General features: G+C 71.3%; 27 protein-coding genes. 21 read left to right on the top strand and 6 right to left on the bottom strand.

Annotated features, from left to right (window positions below):
• Nucleotides 1-2: 2 nt before the first annotated feature.
• From G569_RS0100885 to G569_RS0100870, 4 genes are all read left to right on the top strand, one after another.
• A complete protein-coding gene (locus G569_RS0100885) occupies nt 3-1,139 on the top strand; it encodes an ABC transporter substrate-binding protein (protein ID WP_028062012.1) in 1,137 nt (378 codons plus the stop codon).
• Between the two features lie 5 nt (nt 1,140-1,144).
• On the top strand, nt 1,145-1,879 hold the full coding sequence (locus tag G569_RS44525) for an ATP-binding cassette domain-containing protein (RefSeq protein ID WP_053225836.1): 735 nt from the start codon (nt 1,145-1,147) through the stop codon (nt 1,877-1,879).
• The gene (locus G569_RS0100875) at nt 1,876-3,093 is read left to right on the top strand and encodes a sugar ABC transporter permease (RefSeq protein WP_028062011.1); all 1,218 of its coding nucleotides are present in this window, start codon (nt 1,876-1,878) and stop codon (nt 3,091-3,093) included. The genes G569_RS44525 and G569_RS0100875 overlap by 4 nt, the downstream gene beginning before the upstream one ends.
• Before the next feature lie 66 nt (nt 3,094-3,159).
• Nucleotides 3,160-5,382, top strand: a complete 2,223-nt coding sequence (locus G569_RS0100870) for a polysaccharide deacetylase family protein (RefSeq protein ID WP_028062010.1) — start codon at nt 3,160-3,162, stop codon at nt 5,380-5,382.
• A gap of 34 nt (nt 5,383-5,416) precedes the next feature.
• Here the strand turns inward: G569_RS0100870 and ybaK are convergent, their stop codons facing one another.
• Nucleotides 5,417-5,893 (bottom strand): Cys-tRNA(Pro) deacylase, encoded by a 477-nt coding sequence (gene ybaK, locus G569_RS0100865; protein WP_028062501.1) that lies wholly within the window; start codon nt 5,891-5,893, stop codon nt 5,417-5,419.
• Nucleotides 5,890-6,828 carry an SRPBCC family protein gene (locus tag G569_RS56960; RefSeq protein WP_028062009.1) on the bottom strand — a complete coding sequence of 313 codons (939 nt, stop codon included), beginning with the start codon at nt 6,826-6,828 and terminating at the stop codon, nt 5,890-5,892. The genes ybaK and G569_RS56960 overlap by 4 nt, the downstream gene beginning before the upstream one ends.
• Before the next feature lie 25 nt (nt 6,829-6,853).
• Between G569_RS56960 and G569_RS0100855 the strand changes: the two genes are divergently transcribed.
• The gene (locus tag G569_RS0100855; protein ID WP_157591741.1) at nt 6,854-7,330 is read left to right on the top strand and encodes a hypothetical protein; all 477 of its coding nucleotides are present in this window, start codon (nt 6,854-6,856) and stop codon (nt 7,328-7,330) included.
• Here G569_RS0100855 and G569_RS0100850 read toward each other — a convergent pair.
• Together G569_RS0100850 and merB are read right to left on the bottom strand one after the other, a co-directional pair.
• Nucleotides 7,327-7,515 carry a hypothetical protein gene (locus tag G569_RS0100850; protein WP_028062007.1) on the bottom strand — a complete coding sequence of 63 codons (189 nt, stop codon included), beginning with the start codon at nt 7,513-7,515 and terminating at the stop codon, nt 7,327-7,329. The genes G569_RS0100855 and G569_RS0100850 overlap by 4 nt on opposite strands.
• A gap of 6 nt (nt 7,516-7,521) precedes the next feature.
• Entirely contained in the window at nt 7,522-7,887 is a 366-nt protein-coding gene (gene merB, locus G569_RS0100845; protein WP_028062006.1) for an organomercurial lyase, read from the bottom strand.
• Nucleotides 7,888-7,936: 49 nt separating this feature from the next.
• Between merB and G569_RS0100840 the strand changes: the two genes are divergently transcribed.
• The 14 genes from G569_RS0100840 (at nt 7,937) to G569_RS0100775 (ending at nt 22,943) form a co-directional block, all read left to right on the top strand.
• A complete protein-coding gene (locus G569_RS0100840; RefSeq protein WP_028062005.1) occupies nt 7,937-9,409 on the top strand; it encodes a glutamate-cysteine ligase family protein in 1,473 nt (490 codons plus the stop codon).
• Nucleotides 9,410-9,656: 247 nt separating this feature from the next.
• The gene (locus G569_RS0100835) at nt 9,657-12,671 is read left to right on the top strand and encodes an FtsX-like permease family protein (protein WP_169542035.1); all 3,015 of its coding nucleotides are present in this window, start codon (nt 9,657-9,659) and stop codon (nt 12,669-12,671) included.
• 98 nt (nt 12,672-12,769) lie between these two features.
• On the top strand, nt 12,770-14,353 hold the full coding sequence (locus G569_RS0100830; RefSeq protein ID WP_028062003.1) for an ABC transporter ATP-binding protein: 1,584 nt from the start codon (nt 12,770-12,772) through the stop codon (nt 14,351-14,353).
• Nucleotides 14,354-14,408: 55 nt separating this feature from the next.
• The gene (locus G569_RS44515; protein WP_053225653.1) at nt 14,409-14,786 is read left to right on the top strand and encodes an ATP-binding protein; all 378 of its coding nucleotides are present in this window, start codon (nt 14,409-14,411) and stop codon (nt 14,784-14,786) included.
• An 84-nt stretch (nt 14,787-14,870) separates the two neighbouring features.
• Nucleotides 14,871-15,131, top strand: a complete 261-nt coding sequence (locus G569_RS44510; RefSeq protein WP_053225652.1) for an STAS domain-containing protein — start codon at nt 14,871-14,873, stop codon at nt 15,129-15,131.
• A 13-nt stretch (nt 15,132-15,144) separates the two neighbouring features.
• Entirely contained in the window at nt 15,145-16,269 is a 1,125-nt protein-coding gene (locus tag G569_RS0100815) for a GAF domain-containing sensor histidine kinase (protein ID WP_028062002.1), read from the top strand.
• Entirely contained in the window at nt 16,256-16,900 is a 645-nt protein-coding gene (locus G569_RS0100810; RefSeq protein ID WP_245602327.1) for a response regulator transcription factor, read from the top strand. Before G569_RS0100815 ends, G569_RS0100810 begins: the two co-directional genes overlap by 14 nt.
• Before the next feature lie 84 nt (nt 16,901-16,984).
• Complete coding sequence (locus G569_RS44505; protein ID WP_157591739.1) at nt 16,985-17,833, top strand: ACP S-malonyltransferase; 849 nt, start codon at nt 16,985-16,987, stop codon at nt 17,831-17,833.
• Nucleotides 17,826-18,848, top strand: a complete 1,023-nt coding sequence (locus G569_RS0100800; RefSeq protein ID WP_084283999.1) for a beta-ketoacyl-ACP synthase III — start codon at nt 17,826-17,828, stop codon at nt 18,846-18,848. The genes G569_RS44505 and G569_RS0100800 overlap by 8 nt, the downstream gene beginning before the upstream one ends.
• On the top strand, nt 18,845-19,582 hold the full coding sequence (gene fabG / locus G569_RS0100795) for a 3-oxoacyl-ACP reductase FabG (RefSeq protein ID WP_028061999.1): 738 nt from the start codon (nt 18,845-18,847) through the stop codon (nt 19,580-19,582). Before G569_RS0100800 ends, fabG begins: the two co-directional genes overlap by 4 nt.
• 22 nt (nt 19,583-19,604) lie before the next feature.
• The gene (locus G569_RS0100790) at nt 19,605-19,847 is read left to right on the top strand and encodes an acyl carrier protein (RefSeq protein ID WP_028061998.1); all 243 of its coding nucleotides are present in this window, start codon (nt 19,605-19,607) and stop codon (nt 19,845-19,847) included.
• Nucleotides 19,844-21,043, top strand: a complete 1,200-nt coding sequence (locus tag G569_RS0100785; protein ID WP_028061997.1) for a beta-ketoacyl-[acyl-carrier-protein] synthase family protein — start codon at nt 19,844-19,846, stop codon at nt 21,041-21,043. The genes G569_RS0100790 and G569_RS0100785 overlap by 4 nt, the downstream gene beginning before the upstream one ends.
• Nucleotides 21,040-21,840 (top strand): enoyl-ACP reductase FabI, encoded by an 801-nt coding sequence (gene fabI / locus G569_RS44500; RefSeq protein WP_037494139.1) that lies wholly within the window; start codon nt 21,040-21,042, stop codon nt 21,838-21,840. The genes G569_RS0100785 and fabI overlap by 4 nt, the downstream gene beginning before the upstream one ends.
• A complete protein-coding gene (locus G569_RS0100775) occupies nt 21,837-22,943 on the top strand; it encodes an SDR family oxidoreductase (RefSeq protein ID WP_028061996.1) in 1,107 nt (368 codons plus the stop codon). Before fabI ends, G569_RS0100775 begins: the two co-directional genes overlap by 4 nt.
• Here the strand turns inward: G569_RS0100775 and G569_RS0100770 are convergent, their stop codons facing one another.
• The gene (locus G569_RS0100770) at nt 22,944-24,608 is read right to left on the bottom strand and encodes a hypothetical protein (protein WP_028061995.1); all 1,665 of its coding nucleotides are present in this window, start codon (nt 24,606-24,608) and stop codon (nt 22,944-22,946) included.
• A gap of 80 nt (nt 24,609-24,688) precedes the next feature.
• Between G569_RS0100770 and G569_RS0100765 the strand changes: the two genes are divergently transcribed.
• A complete protein-coding gene (locus G569_RS0100765; RefSeq protein WP_157591738.1) occupies nt 24,689-24,907 on the top strand; it encodes a hypothetical protein in 219 nt (72 codons plus the stop codon).
• A 52-nt stretch (nt 24,908-24,959) separates the two neighbouring features.
• On the top strand, nt 24,960-25,112 hold the full coding sequence (locus tag G569_RS62155) for a hypothetical protein (protein WP_157591737.1): 153 nt from the start codon (nt 24,960-24,962) through the stop codon (nt 25,110-25,112).
• Here the strand turns inward: G569_RS62155 and G569_RS0100755 are convergent.
• On the bottom strand, nt 25,093-25,410 hold the full coding sequence (locus tag G569_RS0100755) for an antibiotic biosynthesis monooxygenase family protein (protein ID WP_028061993.1): 318 nt from the start codon (nt 25,408-25,410) through the stop codon (nt 25,093-25,095). The genes G569_RS62155 and G569_RS0100755 overlap by 20 nt on opposite strands.
• Nucleotides 25,411-25,419 lie beyond the last annotated feature (9 nt).

Raw genomic sequence — 25,419 nt, 5'->3', positions numbered from 1 at the left:
GGATGAGGACGAATCGCAGGAGTGTGCTGGCGGTGGTCGCCGCGCTCGCGCTGAGCGCGGGGGCGGTCGCCTGCGGCGGTGACGACGGTGGCAGCGGTGACAGTGGCGGCGGCTCGAGCTCGAAGGGGAGCTCGGGCGGTGGAGGTGAGAAGAGCGGCACGATCGCTCTGCTGCTGCCTGAAACCAAGACGACGCGCTACGAGGAGCAGGACAAACCGCTCTTCGAGGCCAAGGTCCAGGCGCTCTGTCCGGACTGCAAGATCATCTACCAGAACGCCAACCAGGACGCCGCGCGTCAGCAGCAGCAGGCCGAGGCGGCGATCACCAACGGCGCGAAGGTGCTGGTGCTCGACGCCGTCGACGCCAAGGCGGCGACCGCGACGGTCAACCGGGCCAAGCAGTCCAACATCCCGGTGATCGCGTATGACCGCCTGATCTCCGGCGCGCCGATCTCCTACTACGTCTCCTTCGACAACGTGCGCGTCGGCAAGCTGCAGGCGCAGGCGCTGCTCGACAAGCTCGGCGACGCCGCCGGCAAGCAGATCGTGATGCTCAACGGCTCGCCCACCGATCCCTCGTCGGGCGACTACAAGAAGGGCGCGCACGAGGTGCTCGACCCGTCCGGGATCAAGATCGCGCGCGAGTACGACACCCCCGACTGGAGCCCGGACAAGGCCCAGCAGGAGACCGAGCAGGCGATCACCGCGATCGGCAAGGACAAGATCTCGGGCGTCTACTCCGCCAACGACGGCATGATCGGCGGCGCGATCGCGGCCATGAAGTCGGCCGGGATGGACCCGAAGACGATCCCGACCACCGGCCAGGACTCCGAGGTCGCGGCGATCCAGCGCATCCTCACCGGCGAGCAGTACATGACGATCTACCTGGCGATCAAGAAGCAGGCCGAGTCGGCCGCCGAGCTCGCGGTGGACTTGGTGAAGGGCACGCAGCCGCCGGCCTCGCTCGTGAACAACAAGGTCGACAACGGCACCGGCGAGATCCCGACCGTGCTGTTGGATCCGACGGCGGTGACGAAGGAGAACGTCAAGGACACGATCATCGCCGACGGGTTCCATTCGGCGGCGGACATCTGCACGGGTGAGTTCGCGTCGGCCTGCACGGAGGCGGGGATTCAGTGACGCCGCTGCTGGAGATCAGCGGCGCGTCGAAGCGGTTCGGCGCGGTCGAGGCGCTGCGCGACGTCGACCTCACCGTCTCGCACGGTGAGGTCGTCGCCCTCGCGGGCGACAACGGCGCGGGCAAGTCGACGCTGATCAAGGCCATCTCGGGCGTGCAGCCCGCTGACGAGGGCACGTTCCGCTTCGAGGGCCGCGAGGTGCACATCCGCTCCCCGCACGACGCGCCCGCGCTGGGGATCGCCGTCGTCTACCAGGACCTCGCGCTGTGCGACAACCTCGATGTGGTCGCGAACCTGTTCCTCGGCCATGAGGCCCGCGAGGGCGGGCTGCGGTTCATGGACGAGATCGCGATGGAGGAGCAGGCGACGACGCTGCTTCGTTCCTTGAGCGTGCGGTTGCCGAACGTGCGCGCCGAGGTGGGCACTTTGAGCGGCGGCCAGCGCCAATCCGTGGCGATCTCGCGGGCGCTGCTGGGCGAGCCGCGGCTGGTGATCTTGGACGAGCCGACGGCTGCTTTGGGCGTCGCGCAGACGCAGCAGGTGCTCGAGCTGGTGCTGCGGTTGAAGGAGCGCGGGCTGGGGGTGCTGCTGGTCTCGCACAACCTCGCCGACGTCTTCCAGGTCGCCGACCGGGTCGTGGTGCTGCGACTCGGGCGCAACGCGGGCGAGTTCGAGGCGGATGCCTCTCAGCACTCTGCGGTGGTCGGTGCGATCACCGGCGCCGCGGGGGTGGCGGCGTGAGCGCGACGATGCCCGAGCGGACCGCCGCGCCCGACGTCCAGTCGCAGTTCCACCCGCGCGTCGTGGCGCGCCGGCTGATGGAGGGCGAGGCCGGGTCGCTGCGCGTGCTGATCACGCTGGCGATCATCTGGATCATCTTCGCGATCGCGCACGATCGCTTCCTGACGCCGATCAACCTGACCAACCTCGCGCTCCAGAGCGTCGCGGTCGGGACGATCTCGGTGGGGGTCGTGATGGTGCTGCTGCTGGGTGAGATCGACCTCTCCGTGGGTGCGGTCTCGGGGTTGAGCGCGGCGATCGTCGCCTCGCTGTCGGTCAAGTCGGGGTGGGCGCCGGTGCCGGCGCTGCTGGTCGGATTCGCCGCCGCGTTGGCGATCGGGTTCTTCCAGGGGTCGGTCGCCACGCGGCTCTCGATCCCCACCTTCGTGGTCACGCTGGCCGGCCTGCTGACCTGGCAGGGCGCACAGTTGAAGGTGCTCGGCACGACCGGCACGCTGAACATCACCGATCCGACGATCACCGGCCTGACGTCGACGTTCTTCTCCGACGTCGTCGGGTGGGTGCTGGCGGTCGTGGGGATCGCGTGGCTGGCGCTCGCGGCTCTGCGGCGGCGGCAGCGGCGCGCGGGGAAGGGCCTGCCGACCGAATCCGTCGGGCTGCTCGTCGCGCGCCTGGTCGCCCCGTCGGTCGCGATCATCGCCACGGTGGCCGTGTTGAACGCCGACCGGGGTGTGCCGCTGGCACTGCTGATCCTGGTCGGCCTGGTGATGATCATGAACACGATCCTCACCCGCTCGACCTACGGCCGCCACATCTACGCGATCGGCGGCAACGCCGAGGCGGCGCGGCGCGCGGGCATCCGCGTGCAGTGGATCCAGACGTCGGTGTTCATGCTCGCGTCGCTGTTCGCGGCCGCGGGCGGGATCATGGCCGCGTCGCGCCTGCTGGCGGTCAACCAGTCCTCGGGCGGCGGCGACGTGCTGTTGATGTCGATCGCCGGACCGGTCGTCGCGGGCGTGAGCCTGTTCGGCGGCCGCGGCTCGGTGTGGGGAGCGCTGCTCGGCAGCCTCGTGATCGTGTCGATCTCCAACGGGATGGACCTGCTGGCGCTCGACACCGCAGTGAAGTTCATGGTCACCGGCGGCGTGCTGCTGGCGGCCGTGGCGTCGGACGCGGTCACCCGCTCGCGGCGCAAATCCGCAGGACGAGCATAAAGCCCACCTAAGGGGTCTGACCCCTTAGGTGGGCTTTAGAAAACACAACTCCATCGGGGGAAGTCCATGCCCGGCCGGCCAGGCCTCCTGGCGGCCGCTGTCGCGACGACGCTGCTGGTCACAGCGTCGCCGGCGATGGCGGCTGCCGATCTGTCGATCTCCGCGACGCACTCGCGCGGGACGCTGCTGAAGGTGGAAGGGACCAACACGACGGTCAACCCGGCGACGCTGACGTTGCGGGTCTCGAACGTGGGTGGTGATCCGACGAGCGGGACGGTCACGGTGACCGACGCGCTGCCGGCCGGGCTGACGGCGCTGATCAACGACGCGCCGTCGGCCGCCGGGCCGGTGGCGGCGAGCGGCGCGGGGTGGATGTGCGCGGCGACGACGTGCACGCGATCGGACGCGCTCGCCCCGGGCGCGTCGTATCCGGACATCAAGGTGACGGTCAAGACGGCCAATACGGCGCCCGCGTCGGTCACGAACGCGCCGACGGTGTCAGGCGGCGGGGACGCCGATGGAGCGACCGCCTCCGATGTCATCCCGATCGTCACGGACGCATGTGTCAACGGGTGGGGCGCGTCGGAGCACGTGCAGTTCGGGCCGCCGGTGCCGGCGGTCGACTCGGGCGTGTTGAACGTCGAGCGCGCCGATGGCTGCACCGTGCTGGACAAGATCTGGGAGGCGGAGCCGTTCGCGTCGCACGAGGCGTTCGTCGCCCACGTCGGCGCGGTGCTCGGCGACTTCGCGCTCTCGGCGCCCGAGCGGGCCGCGATCCTCGCGGCGGCGTCCTCCTCGCTCGTCGGCACGGCCGCCGATCACCAGGTCGACGACTCGTGTCAGAACCGGGTCGCGTTCACGTTCGACGACGGCCCGTCGATGTACCGCCCGCGCACGCTGCAGTACTTCCGCGAGAAGCAGGTCCACGGCGACTTCTTCGACCTCGGCATGCGCGCCGAGGCCAACCCGGACATCGAGCGCTTCACGGTCGCCGAGGGCCACGTGCTGCTCTCGCACACGTACAACCACACCGACATGAACGCGCTCTCGGACGCGGCCAAGATCGAGGAGATCAAGCACAACGAGTCCGTGTTCGACGCCATCGGCGCGCCGTTCACGTTCAAGGGCATCCGCACGCCGTTCGGGTCGGCCAACACGCACACGCAGGAGGTCGTCGCCGCGCAGGGCTACACGTACTTCCTGACGCGGATCGAGACGGGCAACGACTACGAGCCGGCCACGACCGCGCAGCAGACCGCGGACGGGATCATCTCCCGCTTCCGCCCGGGGGCGATCATCGGCATCCACGACGGGCCGATCGACACGCCGGCTGGCCTCGCGACGAGCGACGCCGTGCCGATGATCATCGACCGCGGGCGCGCGATGGGGTACTGCTTCGGCAAGGTCGATCGCTCCGGGCAGGTCGTCGCGGACCGCTATGTGTCGTCCGATCGCCCGATCCCGCAGGCCACGAACCCGGTGCCGTACAACTTCCTCGAGCGGGCGGGGACGCCGCCCGGCCAGTGGTTCGTCGCGCCGGACGCGCTCGGCATCGATGCCACCCACTCGCCGGCGACGTTCGTGCGCGGCGGGAACGGCGCCTTGAACATCGTCGTGACCAACCTGACCGACCAGCCGAGCGATCCCGACCCGGTGGGCGGGTCGACGGTCTCGGTCTCCGACGCGGTGCCGACCGGGCTGAACGTCGTCTCGGCGAGCGGGCCTGGATGGACGTGCTCGGGCTCGCGGACCCGCACGTGCACGCGCACCGACACGCTCGCGCCGCACGCGTCCTACCCGCCGATCACGATCGCGGTGACGGTGGCGGCGACCGCGCCGTTCGTGCTCTCCAACGCGCCCAAGTACATCGCCCACGGGCAGAGTTGGGCGAACATCGACACCGACCCGATCTCGGTCGGCGTGCCCGCCTCCGGTGACGTCGGTGCGACGGTGCCGGCGACGCTCTCGCTGTCGCTCGGTCCGGCGGCGACGTTCGGTGCGTTCGTTCCGGGGGTCGATCGCGACTACACGGCGTCCACCACGGCGACCGTGATCTCGACCGGCGGCGACGCGGCGCTCTCCTGGTCGGGCGCTGACCACCTGGCAAACGGGGCGTTCAGCCTCCCGTCGGCGCTGGTCGTCGACTGGGCGCCGAAGACGTGGTCCGCTCCGGTCTCCAATGCCGTGGTGCCGTTGTCGTTCAAGCAGCACATCGGGGCCTCCGACGCGCTGCGCACGGGGTCCTACTCGACGACGCTCACCTGGACGCTGTCGACGACAGAACCTTAAGCGAACCTAAGGGGTCTGACCCTTTAGGTGGGCTTTACCGGGCGATCGCGGCGACCGTCGCGTTCGTGAGCCGTTGCAGGTCGGCCGGCGTGAGCTCGATCTCGAGCCCGCGCCGGCCTCCGCTCACGTGGATCGCGGGGTGATCGAGCGCGGAGGCGTCGAGGACGGTGGGGAGCGCCTTGCGCTGGCCGAGCGGGCTGATGCCACCCGCGACGTAGCCGGTCGTGCGCTCCGCCTGCTTGACGTCGGCCATCTGCGCCTTCTTGGCGCCGACCGCCGATGCCAGCGCCTTCAGGTCCAGCTGCTTCTCGACGGGGACGATGGCGACGGTGAGCTTGCCGTCGACGTCGGCGACGAGCGTCTTGAAGACCGTGGCCGGGTCCAGACCGAGCGCCTCCGCGGCCTCCAGCCCGTAGGACGCGGCCTTCGGGTCGTGCGCGTAGGCGTGCGTCTTGACCGGGACCTTGGCCCGCTCGAGCGCCTTCGTCGCGGGTGTCGCCTTCGAGCTCAGACCGCAACTGTGGCATGTGCTCGCACATAGGGCTCGAGCCCCTCCATCGCACGGGCGATCGCCCAGTTGTGGTTCCAGCGCAGGGCGGGGCGAAGGAAGGGGGTCAGCGCCTTCAGGAGCGGGCGGTCGGCGTGAACCGTCCAGTCGAAGCGGACGTGGGTGGATCCGTCGGCGTTCGGGCTCAGCGTCCAGATGCCGGTCCCGCGCAGGTCGCCCTCGGTCTCGCCGTGCAGGCGGTGCGGGCGCTCGGAGCTGATCGTCCGGGTGCGGGTGTGCAGGTGATACGGCAGGCGGCCCTTGAAGTGCTGGACGGTGGAGTCGCCCTCCTGGACGGCGCTGATGTAGACGCGCTTCCACCACTGCGGGTAGGTCGTGCCGTCCGCGAGCGCGTCGAAGACGGCATCCTGGGGCGCGTCGACGTCCCACTCGTCGACGAATGCGTATTCGCTGTCGAGCAGCTTCGCCAGGCGTTGCTGGGTCTTCAGGCTCGGCGTTGCGGCGTGGCCGGCCTCGCCCAGTTCGCGCACGAACTTCGCGGCGCTGATCGGCTTCGGGAAGCCGAAGCGGTTGTAGTCGAGCTCGGCCAAGCGCTCGAAGAACTCGTCGCTGCGGGCGCTCGGGGTGAGGCGGATGCGGATCCGGCCGCGGGGCTCGGGACCGGGCTTCTGAAAGTGCGGCGTGTCCGGCGGGATCGTGATCTCGTCGCCCGCCTTGAGGTGATGGACCTTGCCGTGCAGCTTCACCTTCATCGAGCCCTCGAGCACGGTGTGGTGCTCGGTCACGCCGACGTGAACGTGGCTGACCGTGATGAAGCCCTTCGCGCGGCCGACCACGTCGACCTCGGTGTACGCCCCGTCGGTGGACTCGCTGGTGGCGAGGAACACGACCCGCACACCCAGTTCCGGCACATCGATGACATCGCCCGGCTTCGCCATTTGCTTCCCCTATACGCTCGCGCCTATGACCGCCTATGCACGCCTCGCGCCGATTTGGATCACTGCTGCGTTGTTGATCTTCGTTCCGTCGGCGCACGCGCTCATCCAGGTCGACGCGGGGATCGCCGGCGCCCGGCTCCGAGCGACCCGCGAGCAGGTGCGGGCGGCACTCGGCAAGCCGATCAAGATCCGCACGCTGAGCAACGATTTCGGGCCGTACGTCGAGTACCGCTTCTCGGGCGGCATCCGCGTGACGTTCCAGGGCAAGACCCACGTCACCGCGGTCACGACCACGGGCAAGGGCGACTTCACGACGGGCGGGATCGGCGTCGGCTCGACCGAGAACCAGGTGAAGGCCAAGGTGAAGGGCGTCAAGTGCGAGGGCGTCGGCACGGCGCGCTCGTGTCACACCGGCGAGTTCACCGCGGGCAAGACCGTGACCGACTTCCGCATCGAGAACGGCAAGGTGTCCTCGGTCACCGTCGGTGTCGTCATCGACTAGGGGAGTTGCCAGAACGGGCTGGTCAGGCCGACCTCGTCGAGGATGGCCTGCGACTCGTCGCGGGTGCGTGGGCGCCAGTCGGCGTCGAGCCGGTTGCCGTACCAGCGCTCGGCGAGGCGCCTGAGCGTCCGCAGGTCGACCAGTTCGCCTTCGGTGATCTCACTCCCGGACCGGAGGAGCCGCATCGTCGCTCAGGTGAAGCCGATGTCGTCCCACCAGTGGGCCGCGGGGACGAGGACATGGAAGACCGCGCCGTCGTCGGTGTTCGTGTCGACCGTGATGCCCTGGGCGGTGATCGTGGCTTGATCCAGATCGAGCGCGGCGACGATCCCGAACGCGTCCCACGCGCAGTTGCCCCACCACGTGCGGCCTCGCGCGTCGACTCGGGCGCCCTGCGTGTGGTTGGCGAACGGGTGCGCCATCAGGACGTCGCCGTCCTCGTCGAGCGCGACGATGTGCTGTCGCGCCAGCGAGGAGTAGTCGGCCTCCGGCAACGGCGTGCCGTTGGCGAAGGCCTCGAACAGTGCTCGCCGGAGCGCCAGGTCGTGCTCATCCATCGCTCGTAATTCTTGACACACTTCGGGCTCCGCCGGGAAAGGGAGCCTCATGGGCGATGAAGTCGCCGATACCACCTTCAGCCGCGAGAACCGCCAGCGCTACCGCGACAAGGTCAAGCTGTGCCTCGACGTCTTCGAGCGCATGCTGGCCGAGTCACGGTTCGACCCTGACCGCCGGTCGATCGGGTTGGAGATCGAGCTCAACCTGACCGAGGAGACCGGCGACCCGGCGCTCGCGAACACGCACGTGCTCGAGCTGATCGCCGACGACGACTTCCAGACCGAGCTCGCGCAGTTCAACATCGAGATCAACATCCCGCCGCGCAAGCTGGAGGGGAAGGTCTTCTCGGAGCTCGAGGACACCGTGCGGCGGGATCTCAATCACGCCGAGGAGCAGGCGTCAAAGGCCCGCGCGCACATGATGATCATCGGGATCCTCCCGACGCTCACCGAGCATCTCCTGAACGGGTCCGCCTTGAGCGCGAACCCGCGGTACAAGCTCCTGAACGAGCAGATCTTCGCCGCTCGCGGGGAGGACCTCGAGATCAACATCAACGGGGTCGAGCGGCTCGCGATGTTCGCGGACACGATCGCGCCCGAGGCGGCGTGCACGAGCGTCCAGCTGCACCAGATCATCGATCCCGCCCACTTCGGCGCGCACTGGAACGCGGCGCAGGCGATCGCGGGCGTGCAGATGGCGATCGGCGCGAACTCCCCGTTCTTCTTCGGGCGCGAGCTGTGGCGTGAGACGCGGATCGCGCTGTTCGAGCAGACCACGGACACGCGGCCGGAGGAGCTCAAGGCCCAGGGCGTGCGCCCGCGGGTGTGGTTCGGGGAGCGCTGGATCACGTCGATCTTCGACCTCTTCGAGGAGAACGTCCGCTACTTCCCGGCGCTGTTGCCGGTGGTCGAGGACGAGGACCCGATGGCGGTGCTGGAGAGCGGCGGAGCGCCTCGGCTGCAGGAGCTGCGGCTGCACAACGGGACGATCTACCGCTGGAATCGCCCGATCTATGACATCGCGCGGGGACGTCCGCACCTGCGCGTGGAGAACCGCGTGCTGCCGGCGGGGCCGACGATCGTCGACACGCTCGCCAACGCGGCCTTCTACTACGGGCTGATCCGCGTGCTGGTCGAGGACGACCGCCCCGTCTGGTCCTCGATGTCCTTCGATGCGGCGAAGGAGAACTTCTACGAGGGGGCGCGGCAGGGGATCGACGCGCGGCTGTACTGGCCCGGCGTGGGTGAGGCGCCGGCGACGGAACTGGTGTTGCGCCGCCTGCTCCCGCTCGCCCGCGAGGGCCTGTCCCGCTGGGAGGTCGACTCGGGCGACGCCGACCGCCTGCTCGAGATCATCGAACGCCGCTGCGTCGGCGGCGTCAACGGCGCCTCCTGGCAGGCCGCCTGCTTCCACCGCCTCTACGAGAACCTCGACCGCGCCGACGCCCTGCGCGAGATGACCGTCCGCTACCGCGACCACATGCACTCCAACGAGCCGGTCCACACCTGGCCGCTTCCTTAAGCCCGGTTAACTCACCCCAGGCCGTCTTTAGGTTCGCGACGGCGGGGCGCGTGTTTGCGCGCTTCCGTACCTAAAGCCAACCTAAAGCGGGCCAGGCTTGTTTATCTAACCCTCGGGTGCGGGGCTGTGGTGGTGGGGGTGGGCGGGGCGTGAGAGGGTTCCGCTCGTGTTCGGGGCCTGGTCGGCGTTGGTGGGGTTGGCGTTCGCTCGTTCGCGGCGGCGGGCCGGGTCGTTGGTGGCGGTTGCCGTGGGGGTTGCGGCCGCGGCTGCGGTGGTGCTCGCGGTGGCGCCGCTGACGTTGGTGGCGCGGCAGTCGTCGCTCGAGGAGGTGCTGAGGAAGGCGACTCCGGCGGAGCGGGCGCTGCGGTTGACCGTGCGGCGGCCGAACGACCATGAGGGCGGGGCGGGGCAGTATCAGGATCTCGATCGGCAGGCCCGGGACGGGCTCGTGTCGGCCGGGTTGTTGCCTGGGACGGTGAAGGCCGTGCGGATGAGCGGGCGGGCGGTGACGCAGGAGCCGCTCGTGCTCGCGGGCGTCGACGGGCTCGCCGGCCACGTGAAGCTCGTGTCCGGGCGGCTGCCGAAGGGGTGTGACGAGAAGGGGTGCGAGGTGCTGCGCGTCGCGGGCGAGAAGGTCCGGGCGCGGTTGGAGCTCTACGACGTGCCGCTGCGGGTGGTCGGCGTCGGCCGGCTCGACGCGCTGCCGCTCGGGCCGCTCCCGCCTCCCGCCGGGCTGATCGACGCGAACTCGACCTTCCTGGTCACCGACGGCGTCGACCCGCTGCTCTCGCTCCAAGAGCTCGACATCGTCCCGCGCGTGTTCATGTGGACGCGCGTGCTCGATCCCGGCGCCGTCCACCCGTGGAACACGAACCGGACGTTGAACGGGCTCGCCGACGCCGAGGCCGCCTTCGCGGGGATCGTCGACGACGCGACCGTCCACCAGCCGACGGTCCCCTTGCGTGCCGAGGCGACCCGCGGCCGCGCCGCCGCCGCGTTCGCCCTGATCGCGGCCGGCCTGGCCGCGACCGTGCTGCTGGCCTTCGTCGCGTTCGCGGCCGCCGAGCAGCGCGACGACGTCGCCGATGAGCTGCGCCGCCTGAAGGCGATGGCCGCGCGCCGCCGCCACCTCGGCGCGCTCGTGCTGGGCGAGGCGGCCGTGCCGGCGCTGGTCGGCGTGCTGGCGGGCGCGGCGATCGCGGTCGCGGCGACGGTGGTCGTGGCGGGCGCGAGTGACTGGACCGCGAGTGGCACGGGTGGCGCGGGAGCGGGCGTGGCGGGTGGCGCGGGAGCGGGCGTGGCGGGTGGCGCGGCAGGGGGCGTGGCGAGTGGCGCCGGCGCGTCCGCGGGCGGCGGCGGGCATGTCGGCGCCGTCCTCGACGCGGGGCTGCTGACGTCCGAGACGTTGTTCGTCGCGGTTGTGTTGTGGCTCGCGGCGACCTTCGTCGTCGCCGGAGTGCTCGCCGGTGGGCAGTCGCGGAGTGTGCGGGTGGCGCTCGAGGCGGGGTGCTTCGTCGCGCTCGGGGCGTTGGTGTGGCAGGCGGCGGCGCGCGGGCAGGTGGGAGCGAAGGAGTTGGCCGACGCGCGGACCGTTGATCCCGTGCTGGTGCTCGCTCCCGGTGCGGCGGCGCTGGCGTGCGGGTTGATCGCGCTCCGGGTCGTGCCGCCGCTGCTGCGCGCCCTCGCCCGCGCCGCGGAGCCGCTGCCGGTGGGCCCCTATCTCACGCTCGTCGCGGTCGCCCGCCAGCCGGGGCGCACCGCCGCGGCGGTCGCCGTGGTCGCCGTCGCGGGAGCGGCGGGGACGTTCGCCCTCGGGCACGCCAAGACGCTCGAACAGGGGGTCGACGACCAGGCCGCGTACCGGACCGCCGCCGACGTCCGCGGCCTCGCGCCCTCGCCGTCCGCGAAACCCGCCGCGAACGACTCGCCCATCGTCCGCATCGAGGCCGAAGGGCTCGGGCAGCCGCTCGAGCTGCAGCTGCTCGGCGTCAGCGCGCCGCTGCTCGCCCACCTGCCCGGCTGGCGCCCCGACTTCAGCGACACGCCGATCGCGAAGCTCGCCAAGCGCCTCGACCCCGACCCGAAGGGCATGCGCCTGCACGGCGTGACGATCCCGCCCGACGCCCGCCAGATCGAGCTGCCGGTGCGGGTGTCCGGAGCGAGCGCGGTCCTGCAGCTGGCGATCCAGCGCCGGGACGGGACGTTCGGCCGCCTGCTGCCTTCGCGGGACGTGCGGCCCGGGAGAGCCGTCCTCGCGGCAAAGGTCCCCGCCCGCGACCGCGGCGGCGTCGCGATCGCCTTCGAGGTCACCGCGTCGAGCGGTGGGAGTGGCACCGCGAGCCTCGCGCGCGTCGCGCCCGGGACGCTCACCGCGCGCCTCGAGGACGGGAGCACGAAGGCGCTGACCGCGTTCGACGACTGGATGCCCGCCACCGAGGGCACGTTCGATCTCGGAACGAACGGGCGCCGTGTGTTCGAGTACTCGATCGCGGGCCTCGCCGGCTACCTCGCGGTTCGCCCGTTGCAGCCGTCCGCCCGCGAGCCCGTCCCGGTCCTGGCCACACCCGGCCTGCAGAACACGAAGAACCTGTTCGCCCGCGTTCCGGGCGGCGGGCAGATCCGGTTGCGGATCGTCGGCCGCATCTACCGCATGCCGACCGCGCCGCACGGGCAGGTCGCCGTCGCCGACGTCGGCCGCCTGTTCGCCGCGCTCAACACCCAGTACCCGGGCCTCGCGTCGATCTCCGAGCGCTGGCGCGTGGGCGGCGAGAACCTGGCACGCGAGGGGCGCGAGCTGCGGCTCAGCGAGGTGCGCGCGAAGGCCCACGCCGACGCGGTGACCCGCGGCGTCGTGCTCGCGCTGCGCATCCTCGCGGGCCTCGGCGCCCTCGTCGCGCTCGCGGCGACGGCCCTGGCGGTCGCGGCGAGCGCCCGCGACCGCGGCGGCGAGCAGGCCGAGCTGGAAGCGATCGGCGTCGCCCCGAAGACCCTGCGCGCGCAGATGGTCGCCGGCGCCGTGGCGACGGCGGCGGTCGGGCTGAGCGCCGGGCTGCTCGGCGGCGCGGCGCTGACGACGCTCTTCCCGCGCCTGCTCGCCCTCGGCGCCGACGGTCGCGACCCGCTCCCGGCCCTCGTCCCGGCGTTCCCGTGGGCCGAGGCGGTCACCGCGGCGGCGACCCTGACGGTGGCGACGCTGGTCGTGGCGAGCGCGCTGGCGCGCCGCGCGTTCAAGGGCGACGCGGTGGGGAGGCTCCGTGGGTAGGCGCGGAGCTGCCGCGCGGGGTGGCGTGCGCCGGGGCGGCGAGACGGCGCGGGGCGGCGCGCGCGGACGCAGCGGGGTCGCGCGGGTGGGCGGGCGGCGTGGGTAGCGCGATCGACGCCCGGAAGCTGTTCGTCGTCCACGAGTCCGCGACCGGCAATGTCGTGTCGCTCCAAGGGGCCTCGCTCCAGGCGGAGCCCGGCGAGCTGGTGGCGGTGATGGGGCCGAGTGGGTCCGGCAAGTCGACGCTGCTCGCGTGCCTGGCCGGGCTGCAGGCGGTCACCGCCGGGGAGCTGTTCGTGTACGGGACGCGGCTCGACGAGGCCAAGCCGAAGCAGCTGGCCGCGCACCGGGCGAGGACGGTCGCGTCGGTCGCGCAGGACGCCCGCCGGGCGCTCGGCGACGATCAGAGCGTCGGCGCGCGGATCGCGCTGCGCGCCCGCCTCGCCGGCACCTCGACCAGGGAGGCGAGAGCGCGGGCGAGCGAGCTCCTCGCGCGCGTCGGCCTCGAAGGGCGCGAGAAGGCCAAGCGCCAAGAGCTCTCCGGCGGCGAGCAGCAGCGCGCGGCGCTCTGCGTCGCGATCGCGGTCAGACCGAAGCTCCTGCTGGTCGACGAGGTCACGGGCCAGCTCGACGCCGCCACCGGCCGCGCGATCCTCGAGCTGCTCGCGGAGACGGCCGCCCGGGAGGAGGCGACGGTCCTGCTCGCCACCCACGACCCGCGGGCCGCGGACGTGGCCAAGCGCGTCGTCACGATCCGCGACGGCCGCCTCACCGGCGAGCTGCACGGCGCGAACGGCCGCCGCTACGTGTTCGTCGACGACGGCGGCCTGCTCCGGCTCGACCCCGACGACCTGCGCTCCGCGGGCATCGAACATCAGGCCGAGGTGGCGATCGGGCCCGGCGCGGTCGTCCTCCGCGGCGCGGTCCGCCCGAAACTGCGCGAGGCGCAACCGGAACGCCGGACGACGGCCAAAGGCGAGGAGCTCGTGCGGCTCGAGCACGTCCGCCGCCGCTTCCGCACCGAGGCCGAGACGGTGGCCGCCGTCGACAACGTCACGCTCGCGCTCAAGACCGGCGCCTTCCACGCCCTCGTCGGCCCCTCCGGCTGCGGGAAGACGACGCTGCTGCACCTGATCGCGGGCCTCGATCGGGCGGATCACGGCAAGGTCCTCCTCGCGGGCCACGACGTCGCGACCAAGTCGCGCGCGGAGCTGGCGCAACTTCGCGCCCAGCTCGTCGCGATCGTCCCTCAGGTCTCGACCCTCGTCGCGGGCCTCTCGGCGCTCGAGAACGTGGCGCTCGGCCTCCGCGCCCGCGGCCAGACCGCCAAGCAGGCGCGCGAGAGCGCCAAGCGCGCGCTCGCCGACGTCGGCCTCGGAGAGCTCCACAGACGAACCGCCGGCGGCCTCAGCGGCGGCGAGCGTCAACGCGTCGCCCTCGCCCGCGCCCTCGCCACCGACGCGAGCCTCATCGTCGCCGACGAGCCCACCGCCAACCTCGACGAGGCCAACGCCATCAAGGTCGCGGAGCTGCTCGCCCACCGCGCGGCCCAGGGAACCTGCATCGTCTGCTCGACCCACGACGCCTCGGTCACCGCCCGCGCGAGCACGGTGATCGCCATGCGCGACGGGCGCGTCGCGCCGGGCGCCGGCGGCCACGAGGCCCCGCACGCGATCGCGTAAGAACCCGGATCGCGGGCGTTTCCGCCCGCAAGGCGATGGGCACGCCAATCCCAAGATGGACGGATCGTTCGACCTCACGCTCCCGGCCGAGCCCAGCTCGGTCGCCGAGGCGCGCACCAAGGTGTGTGACGCGATGGACGCGCACCTCGTCGGCGGGGAGGCGGAGACGGTCAAGCTGCTCGTGTCCGAGCTCGTCACCAACGCTGTCAAGTACGGGGACGGCAAGCACCCGGTCCAGCTCCACGCGCACTGGAACGCCGAGGTCCGCATCGAGGTCTGCGACCACAACGGCGGCTTCACGCCGGGGCCGCGGATCGGCGGCCTGGACGAGCCCGGAGGCTTCGGCCTGTTCCTCGTCGGCCAGCTCGCGGACCGCTGGGGCATCGACTCCGATGACGGTACGACCGTCTGGTTCGTCCTGCGGCGGCACTAGTGCGCTAGCTTCCAATGCACGAGCCCGTCCGGCGGCCCCACCCGGTGGAAGGTCACGGAGGTCGCCGACCTCCGCGGAGACCGCTTGCTCGTCGTCCACGGCGAGCTGGACATCGCGACCGCTCCTGAGCTGGTCGAGATGCTGCAGCGCTTCCGCCGCCAGGGCCACGCCGTGGCGCTCGATCTGGCCGAGGTCACGTTCATGGACTCGACCGGTTTGACGATGCTGATGGACGCCCACCTGATCGCCGAGAGCAACGGCTGGCGGTTCGAGATCCGCCGCGCCTCACCCGCGGTCCGGCGGGTCTTCGACCTGGCGGGTGTGGGTCGCCTCCTGGACGAGTAGCGTTCGCACCAGGATGGAGAGCCACACCGCCCCACCCACCGAGCCGACCGTTCGCATCGACGCGCTCGAGACGTTCGTCGAACTGCTCTCGCGCGTGGAGTCGGACCCGAGCTCCGACGCGTTCTACAGCCGTCTGTGCGAGGCGACCTGCCGGCTCGCCGACATGGACCGCGCCGTGATCTTCCGCTACGACGGCGCGCGTCGGCGCGTCCGCGCGGCGGGCAGCTTCGGGATCGACCTCGACACCTTCCTCGACGCCCAGGTGACGGTCGAGACCGTCCCGGTCGCCCGCGAGTCGCTGGTCGAGGACCGGGTGATCGAGATCCCGAACGCGATCGGCGTCCCCGACGAGTTCAAGGGCCTCGTCGAGCAGTCCACCCTGGTCTGTACGCCGATGGCGGCCGCGGGCCGCTGGCTCGGCGTGATCCTCTCCGACCGCGGCCCGGACAAGCCTCCGCTGAGCGACCCCGAGCGCTACCTGCTCTACACGCTCGGCAAGACCGCCGCGCTGGCCGCCTTCGCCCGCCTCGCCACCAACAAGCAGGCGCAGGCCCGCCAGCTGCAGGAACGCATGGACCTCGCGCGCGAGGTGCACGAGTCCGTGATCCAGCGCCTGTTCGGCATCCAGCTCGTGTTCTCCAGCCAGGCGGAGCTCAGCCCGGCGGCGCGGGAACGCATCGGCGCGGAGCTGCAAGCCGCGTTGCAGGACCTGCGCCGCGCGCTCCAGCGCCCGCTCGGACGCGCCGCGCCGGAGACCGAGACGACCCTCCTCGAAGAGGTCGAGCGGCTCAGACGAGAGCACCGCGACCTCCATCTCACGCTGCGCGAAGGCTCAGAGCAGATCGAGATCCCGCACGAGCTCGAGCCGCTGGCCCAGTCGGTGCTCGCCGAGGCGGTCCGCAACGCCCACAAGCACGCCGGGCCGACCCGGGTCGAGGTCAGCCTCGCGATCCACGACAGCGACACGCTCGTCCTCGACGTCACGAACGACGGCGTGCGCGGGAAGGCGCGCCAGCACGGGATGGGCCTCAAGCTCGCGGCGCTCGAGGCGCTGCAGCTCGGCGGGATCGTCGAGTTCGGCGAGCGCGAGCCCGGAACGTGGCGCGTCAGACTGGCTGTACCCCTTGACCGGACCTGATCTCAACCCGTCCCGGATCGCCAGCGGGAGCTCGGACCGCAAGCTCCGCGTCCTCGTCGTCGACGACCACGAGGTCGTGCACTGGGGCCTGCGGATGATGCTCGGCGAACAGCCGTGGGTGGAGCGCACGCTGTCCGCGCGCAACACCCAGGAGGCGCTGGCGCTCGCACGACGCTACGACCCGCACGTCGCGCTGGTGGACCTCTTCGTCGGCCAGGAGTCCGGCGCGGAGATCTGCCAGCAGCTGATCGCGCTCTCGCCCCGCATCAACGTCCTGCTGATCTCCGGCGCGGGCCGGATCAGCCCCAACGCCGCCAAGGCCGCGGGCGCCTCGGGCTTCATCTCCAAGGACTGGCCCGCCGCCGACATCGCCGGCGCCGTCCGCATGGTCGGCCTCGGGATGACCGTCTTCAAGCCCCACGAGTCCCCCGCCGGGCCGCCGCTCTCCGAACGCGAACGCGAGGTCCTCGAGGCGGTGGCGAGCGGCGCCACCAACCGCGAGATCGCGAGCAGCCTGTTCCTCAGCCCGCACACCGTCAAGGAGCACACCTCCAGCCTCTATCGCAAGCTCGGCGTGCGAAATCGCGCCGAAGCGGTCCAGAAGGCCCAGCGTCTGGGCCTGATTTCGTGACGTAGGGGGTTCGGCACCCCCCAACGAGGGGGTAGCGCCGAAGCGAGGGTGGGACGGCGCGAGCCGGTGCGTAACGGTGCAGGTGTGAGCAACGCAACACAACCCGCGGCGCTCTTCCCGGGCCAGGGGAGCCACACCCCTGAGATGCGCGACCTCGTCGCCCAGCGCGCCCCCGAGCTCCTCGAAAGAGTCACCGAGCTCGTCGGCGAAGACCCCTTCGCCCGCGTCGAAGAGAACACCCGCTTCGCACAGCCCGCGATCTTCTGCGCGTCGGTGGTCGGCTGGGACGCGCTGGACCTGCACCCCTCCGCGGGCGCCGGGCACTCGCTCGGCGAGCTGGCAGCGCTCGTCGCCGCCGGCGTCCTCAAGCGCGACGACGCGCTCGAGCTCGTCGTCCTGCGCGGCAAGCTGATGGGCGAGGCGCGCAACGGCTCGATGCTGGCGCTCGTCGGCGCAAGCCTCCAGGACGCGCGCGAGATCGCTGCCGAAGGCGGCGTCACCGTCGCCAACGACAACGCCCCCGGGCAGGTCGTCCTCTCGGGTTCGCTCGACGCGCTCGACAAGACCGAGGAGGTCGCGACCGCGCGCAACACCCGCGTGATCCGCCTCAACGTCGCCGGCGCGTTCCACTCGCCCGCGATGGAGCCCGCGGTGGGCGAGTTCCGCGCCGCGCTCGACAAGGTCGAGCTGGGCGAGCCGAGCTTCACCGTCTTCTCCGGCGCCTCCGCCGCACCGTTCACGGACGTGCGCGAGGAGCTGGCCACCGCTCTCACCCGGCCGGTGCGCTGGCGTGAGACCGTGATCGCATTGCACGAGGCCGGCGCGCCCTCCTTCGTGGAGGTCGGCCCCGGCAAGGTGCTCGCCCGGATGGGGAAGCGCATCCTCAAGGGCGTCGTATTCGAGACCCCCGCCGAAGGACTTGTCCATGCCTAGCGCTGTGCTGCCGCCCGAGCTGCAGGAGGTCGCCCGCGCCGGCGCCCGCCTCGCCAACCGCCCGGCGCCGCCGCGCACGGCGACGATCATCGGCCTCGGCCACTACCTGCCGACCGAGATCGTCCCCAACGGGCACATCGCCGAGCGGATCGGGGTCGACGACCACTGGATCGTCAAGCGCACCGGCATCCAGGCGCGTCGCCGCGCCGCGGCCAACGAGGGCACGACCGACATGGCCGTGTTCGCCGCCCGCCGCGCGCTGCAGGACGCGGGCACCAACGCCGCGGATCTCGACTACGTGATCGTCGCGACGATGAGCGCGGACGAGATCACGCCCAACTGCGCGCCGCGCGTCGCCCATGCGATCGGCGCCGAACGCGCCGCCGCGTTCGACATCGGCGCCGCCTGCACCGGCTTCCTCGCCGGCCTCGCGCAGGCCGCCGCGATGATCGAGGTCGGCCGCGCGGAGCGTGTCCTGCTGATCGGCGCGGAGAAGCTGACCCGCATCACCGACTTCGACGACAAGAAGACCGGCATGCTCTTCGGCGACGGCGCGGGCGCCGTCGTGCTCGGACCGACGACGTCCGGGAGCGGCATCGGCCCGATCGACCTGACCGCCGACGGCGGGCTCGGGGACACGATCGTGGCCTCGCTGGAGGACCCGTACATCCGCATGGACGGCATCTCGACGTTCAAGATCGCGATCAAGCGCCTCTCGGAGTCGACGATCTACGCGGTCAGCGCGGCGGGCCTCGAGCTCGACGACATCGACCTGTTCGTCTACCACCAGGCCAACTCGCGGATCCTCAAGGCCGTGGGCGAGCGCCTGGAGCTGGACTCGAGCAAGGTCGCCGACTACATCGCGCAGCTCGGCAACACCTCCGCGGCGTCGATCCCGCTGACGCTCAGCCTCTCCCGCGAGGACGGCCGCCTGCGCCCCGGGCACAAGGTCCTGGTCGCCGCGATCGGGGCAGGCTTCACGTGGGGCGCCGGCGTGATGGAGTGGAGCGGATGAGTAGACCTGACGACGCCACCGCGCTGGTCACCGGCGCCTCGAAGGGCATCGGCTCGGCGATCGCAAAAGCCCTCGCCGCCGACGGCTGGAACGTCGCGGTCAACTATCGCAGCGACCCCGACGGCGCGCAGGCCGTGATCGACGCGATCAAGGAGGCCGGTGGGAACGCCCAGGGCTTCCAGGCCGACGTCGCGGGCGGCGACTCCAAGGCGCTGCTCAAGCAGGTCGAGGACGCGTTCGGCGGCCCCGTGCTGGGGCTCGTCAACAACGCCGGTGTGGCGCGCGACAACATCGCGCTCCAGCTCACCGACGAGGACTGGGACGTGGTGATCGGCACCAACCTGTCGCCCGCGTTCCGGCTCACGCGCGACGCGCTGCGCTCGATGATCAAGGCCCGCTACGGGCGGGTGGTGAACATCGCCTCGGTCGTCGGCCCACGGGCCAACGCCGGGCAGTCCAACTACGCCGCGGCCAAGGCCGGCCTGATCGGCATGACCAAGACCATCGCCGCCGAAGTCGCGCGGCGCGGGGTGACCGTCAACGCGGTCGCTCCGGGCTTCATCTCCACCGACATGACGGCCGACTTGGCCACGGACGAGATCGTCAAGGCGATCCCGGCCCGCCGTCAGGGCACCCCGGAGGAAGTCGCCGCCGCGGTGAGGTTCCTCGCGTCCGACGACGCGAGCTACGTCACCGGCACCACGCTTTATGTCGACGGCGGAATGTCCGCTTAAACCACCTCAAGGAGAACAACACATGGCCACTGTCACCCGCGAAGCCGTCCAGAAGACCGTCTACGAGGCGCTGCCGCAGTTCGGCGTCGACGAGTCGCAGATCACCGACGAGGCCACGTTCGAGGATCTCGACGTCGATTCGCTGGACCTCGCCGAGCTCTCGCAGATCATCGAGGACGAGTACGGCGTGGCGCTCAAGGGCGACGACGTCGGCAAGATCAAGACCGTCGCCGACGCGATCAACTTGGTGGTCGATAAGGCTTGACCCGCGAAGTCGTCATCACCGGCGTCGGCGCCGTCTCCCCGCTCGGAGTCGGCGCTCGGACGCTGCATGAGCGCTGGAGTGCCGGCGTCGTCGGCATTCAGGACGGCAAGGGCCGCGCGAGCGAGTTCGAGCCGACCGAGCACCTCTCGGTGAAGGAGGTCCGCCGCGCGGATCGCTTCACCCAGTTCGCGCTGGTCGCGGGCGACGAGGCGCTGGCCGAGGCGGGCTGGAGCGACGAGCTGCCGTATGACGGGACGAAGATCGCATCGATCCTCGGCACCGGCATCGGCGGCATCGGCACGCTCGAGCGCGGCAAGGAGATCTTGATCGAGAGCGGGGCGAAGAAGGTCCCGCCGCTCTCCGTGCCGCTGATGATGAGCAATGCCGCGGCCGCCGCGGTCTCCATGCGCTACAAGCTGCTCGGCCCGTGCCACGGGATCGTCTCCGCCTGCTCGGGCGGCGCGGACGCCATCGGCGCCGCGAAGATGATGCTCGAGTCCGGCCTGGTCGACGCCGTCGTCACCGGCGGCTCGGAGGCGGCGATCACGCCGCTCTCCAACGCCGCGTTCGGTGCGCTCGACGCGCTGTCGGTCAAGGGCATCTCGCGCCCGTTCGACAAGGACCGCGACGGCTTCGTCATGGGCGAGGGCGGCGCGATCCTGATCCTCGAGACGCGCGAGGGCGCCGAGAAGCGCGGCGCGAAGATCCTCGGCACGCTGAAGGGCTACGGCGCGTCGGCCGACGCGTACCACCTGACCGCCCCGGACAAGACGGGCGGCGGGCCTTCGCGCGCGATGCAGGCGGCGCTCGACGACGCCGGCATCACCGCCGAGGACGTCGTCTACGTCAACGCGCACGGCACGTCGACGTCGCTGAACGACGCCGCCGAGACCGCCGCGCTGAAGACCGCGCTCGGCGAGCGCGCCTACCAGATCCCGATCTCGTCGTTGAAGTCCTCGATCGGGCACCTGCTCGGCGCCGCCGGCGCCGTGGAGGCCGTGGCGACGCTGCTCGCGCTGCGCGACCGGATCGCGCCGCCGACGCTCGGGCTCGAGAACCCGGGCGAGGGGCTCGACCTCGACTACGTCCCGCACCAGGCCAAGCCGCTCAACATCGACGGCAAGCCCGCGATCGCGATCTCGTCGTCGTTCGGGTTCGGAGGCCACAACGCCGTCCTCTGTTTGGAGGCAGCATGACCCTCGAAGGCAAGAAGCTCCTCATCACGGGCGTCCTGAACCGCGAGTCGATCGCTTACGCGGCGGCCAAGGCGGCGCAGGAGGCCGGGGCGGAGGTCGTCCTGACGGGGTTCGGCCGTGCCAAGCGCATGACCGACCGTTCGGCGCAGAAGCTCGACCCGGTCCCGGACGTGCTCGAGCTCGACGTCAACAACCCGGCGGACATCGAGGCGGTCGCGGAGGATCTCCGCGACCGCTGGGGTCGCGTGGACGGCATCCTGCACGCGATCGCGTTCGCCCCGGAGGACGCGCTCGGCGGCAACTTCCTCAACACGCCGATCGAGAGCGCCGTCACGGCCTTCCAGACCAGCGCCTTCTCGCTCAAGGCGCTGACCGTCGGGCTGGCCGACCTCTTCCCCGAGGAGGGCGCGTCGGTCGTCGGGCTGGACTTCGACGCCCAGGTCGCGTGGCCCGTCTATGACTGGATGGGCGTCGCCAAGGCGGCGCTGGAGGCCACGTCGCGCTACCTGGCGCGGGACCTCGGTCCCCGCCGCGTGCGCGTGAACCTGGTCTCCGCCGGCCCGTTGGGGACGCTCGCCGCACGCGGCATCCCCGGGTTCAGCGACCTGGCCACCGCCTGGGAGAAGCAGGCGCCGCTGCCGTGGGACGTCGAGGATCCGACGCCCGTGGCGGACACGATCGCGTTCCTGCTCTCGGACGCGTCGCGCGCGATCACCGCCGAGGTCATCCACGTCGACGGCGGCTTCCACGCGATGGGCACGCAGATCGTGCCGCTCCGGGAAGAGGTGGAGGCGTGAAATCTCCCGTCTTCCTGACGGGCGCGACCGGCTTCCTCGGCATGGAGGTCATGGCGCGCGTGCTCGAGAAGGGCGATCGGGAAGTGATCGCCCTCGTGCGCGCGGCTGACGACGTCGCCGCGCAGGAGCGGTTGGACGACGTCCTCGCCAAGCTGTGGCGCGACCCGTCGCCGTATCGCGAGCGGGCGCGCGCCGTCGCCGGCGACGTCACGTCCCCGGGGCTGGGGATGGACGCCGGCACCCGCAGCCAGGTCGCCGAGGAGGCCGAGGCGGTCATGCACTGCGCGGCCTCGATCTCCTTCGACCTCGAGCTCGACGAGGCGCGCCAGATCAACGTCGAGGGCACGCGCGAGATCATCGGGCTCGCCCGGCAGGCCAAGAACGCGGGCCGCCTGGATCGCTTCATCCACGTGAGCACCGCCTACGTGGCCGGCATCACCGAGGGCACGTTCCGCGAGCGCCAGCTCGACGCGGGCCAGGAGTTCCGCAACACCTACGAGCAGACCAAGTGGGAGGCCGAGCACGTCGTCAACGACGCGTCCGACCTGGACCCGGTGATCGCCCGCCCGTCGATCGTGATGGGCGAGTCCGGCTCCGGCTGGACGCCGGCGTTCAACGTGCTCTATTGGCCGATCCGCGCCTTCTCCCGCGGCCTGTTCGCCGAGGTTCCCGCCCGGCCTGAGGCCCTGGTGGACGTCGTCCCGGTCGACTACGTCGCCGACGCGCTCGTGCACCTGCTCGAGGACTCGTCGTCGAGCGGGGTCGTGAACCTGGTCAGCGGCCGCGAAGCCTGCACCGTCGACGACCTCGTGGGCATGACCAGCGCCGCGTTCGGCAAGGAGCGCCCGCCCGTCGTCGCCCCGGGCTCGACCGGCACCGGCTCCGCCCACGCCGACGACCACGCCGCCGTGTACTTCCCGTACTTCGACATGGACATGGTCTTCGACGACTCGCGCGCCCGCGCCCTGCTCGGCCCCGCCGGCATCGCGTGCCCGCACCTGACCGACTACTTCCCGCGGCTGATCGAGTACGCCCAGAGCACCCGCTGGGGCAAGAACCCGCTGACGCGCGAGGAGGCCGCCGCGGCACACGCCCCGGCGTGATCAACACGTCGCCGCGGCTCGAGCGGCCGCGGCGCGCAGCACCACGCAGCCGGAGCTGTCGCGGGACGCGAGCCCCGTCGCTCCGACCGCGACGATCCGGATGCTGACCGGCATCGCGCCACCCGCAGCGCGCATTGACCGCCGCGCTCGGGTCGACAGGCGCAATTGGATGCGGACGGGGTGACCCGCCTGGCCGCGGAACGGCTTCGTCGCCAAGCTGATCCGGCGCGGCTTGTCGGCGCCGTCGACGCGGACGGGCTCGCGTGTGATGAAGCTGACGACGCCGATCGCGTCCTCCTTGAACGCCGGCAGCACGAACAGCACCGTGCCGTCCGGGTCGAGCGTTCGCTCGCCGCCGGCGTAGAGCGGGATCGCGGGCGGTTTCGGAGGCGTGGGCGTCGGCGTGGGAGCGCAGCCGCTGGCGGCCGGCTTCTCGGGGGTGGGCTGGAAGCCGCACAACTCCGACTTGAGCTTCTGTGCGTCGGCGAACGCCTTTTCGGGCGGTTGCGCCGCGGCGACGGCGAGGTCGGTCACCTCGCTCTTGTCCACCCCGATGATGTGTTTGAAGTCCTCGCGGAGCACGCCGTGGCGGTCGAACTCGATCTGCGCGAGATACACGCGACCGGCACCCTCAGTGAGGTAGATCCCGGTGACGGGCGTCTGCCCGGATCGGATCAGCGCGGCCCCGCGGATCTGCTTGTCGTTGCGCGCTCGCACGAACGCCACGTAGCTCATCAGCACGCCGATCCCCAGGAACGCGGTAGTCGCGACGTAGGCGAACCGCCGCGTAGCGAGGCCGATCAGGCCCGCGATCACGGCGATGAGGACCAGCACGGGAGCGGCAAGGGGCACCTCGTCGGTCAGGCCCAGGAACCGAGGGACCTGGCTGACGATGATCAAGAGCAGCACGCAGACGATCCTCTCGGGCCACGTGAGGTGGTCAAGGTGACCGGCGCGCGCCAGCTGCTCCCGTTCCTTGACTCGCGGGATCTGGCGGAGGATCAGGTAGAACGCGGTCAGCCCCGCCACGGCGCCCAGCGCGATCAGCACCTGCGGCACCAGCGTCGAGGCGCCGATCACCAGCAGATCCTGCCGCGGATAGACGCTGAGCGCCGGCGCGGCGGGGAAGCCATTGCCGTTCAGTCGCGCCCACACGAACACGCCGCCGACAAACGTCACGAACCCGATGACCCCGATCCCGCTGGCGATCGCCGCGAGCACCGGCGTCATCGTCCCCCAGCCGCCACCGGCCTTGGACGAGGTCGCCTTGGCGCGCCGGTTGGGCGCGGCCGTGACCGAGACCGCGACCGGCTCGCGCAGCACACGCACGAGGAGCTTGCCGAGCTGGAGCACGACTCCCTCGGTGAACCCCACCGAGAGCTTGACCAGGTTCCTATGGCTCTTGACCTTGAACTCCAGGTCGATCAGGACACCGCCGCCGAGGCGCACGTCGCGCAGCGATGCGCCCACGACGTCGCAGTCCTTGAACTGCTTGTCGAGACGTATCCGGAGGCCGTCCTCGAAGTCGTGGCGGTTGCGCAACAGTGCGTCGACGATCTCCTCGTCCGCGACCGGTGGGGTCACGCCGGCGTCGTTGCGGGTTCGCCGGACGGCCCGTACCACATACGTCTGGGGAATCGGCCGCGCGAGGGACGGCGTCGACATGGCGAACATCTACCGGTGCCGGCCGCCGGAGTCAACGACACCCGACTGTTCAGTGAACCCTCATGTCCATAATCGGTGGCGTGGGGTTGAAGCTCCTCCGGATCGGACTCCCGGCGGCGATCCTCGTCGCCGGGATCGTCCTGATCATCATCGGCGGCGACGCCCCGCTGGGAGCGGGGATCGTCCTGATCGGCGTCGCCGGGCTCGTTGCGCTCGGCAACGTGCTGATGCAGCTCGGCCTGCAGTCCGAGCGCGACCGCGAAGACGAGGAACGGCGCCGCAACGAACGGCGCTTCTGAGCATTTGTACGAATCGCCTCAAGGGCGGTTCGTGCGTGCCGATACAAGGCACATGCTCTGGCTCATCGGCTTCGCCACCGTGTGGCTTCTCAGCTGTCTGATGGCCGTCGCCCTCTGCGTCGCCGCGCGCCGAGCCGACGACATGACCGTGCTCCTGCTCGCGGTCGACGAGACCCCGCCGCCGGCTACTCCGCCGGCGAGCTGAGGTCGACCACCTCGAACTCCAGCACCGCGGACCCGTGGGCGACGGTGCCCTTGGAGTCCGCACGCGCCTGCGCGTGACCTCGCGTGAACGCGGAGGACTTGACCCAGTTCTGGAAGTCCTCGTCGGAGTCCCAATGGGTGACGACGAAGTAGCGGTCCTCGCCCTTGATCGGGCGTAGGAGCTCGAAGCCGCGGAAGCCGGGCTGACCGTCGACCTCGGCGGCGCGGCGCGCGAAGCGCGCTTCGAGCTCAGGGCCGCGGCCTTCGGCGACCTCGATGGCGTTGATCTTGACGACCATTGCCCCGAC

Origin of the sequence: Solirubrobacter soli DSM 22325, assembly GCF_000423665.1 — a bacterium.
Classification (GTDB): Bacteria; Actinomycetota; Thermoleophilia; order Solirubrobacterales; family Solirubrobacteraceae; genus Solirubrobacter; species Solirubrobacter soli.
The sequence above is the reverse complement of the archived record's forward strand: the minus strand, read 5'-3'. Positions and strand labels throughout refer to the sequence as shown.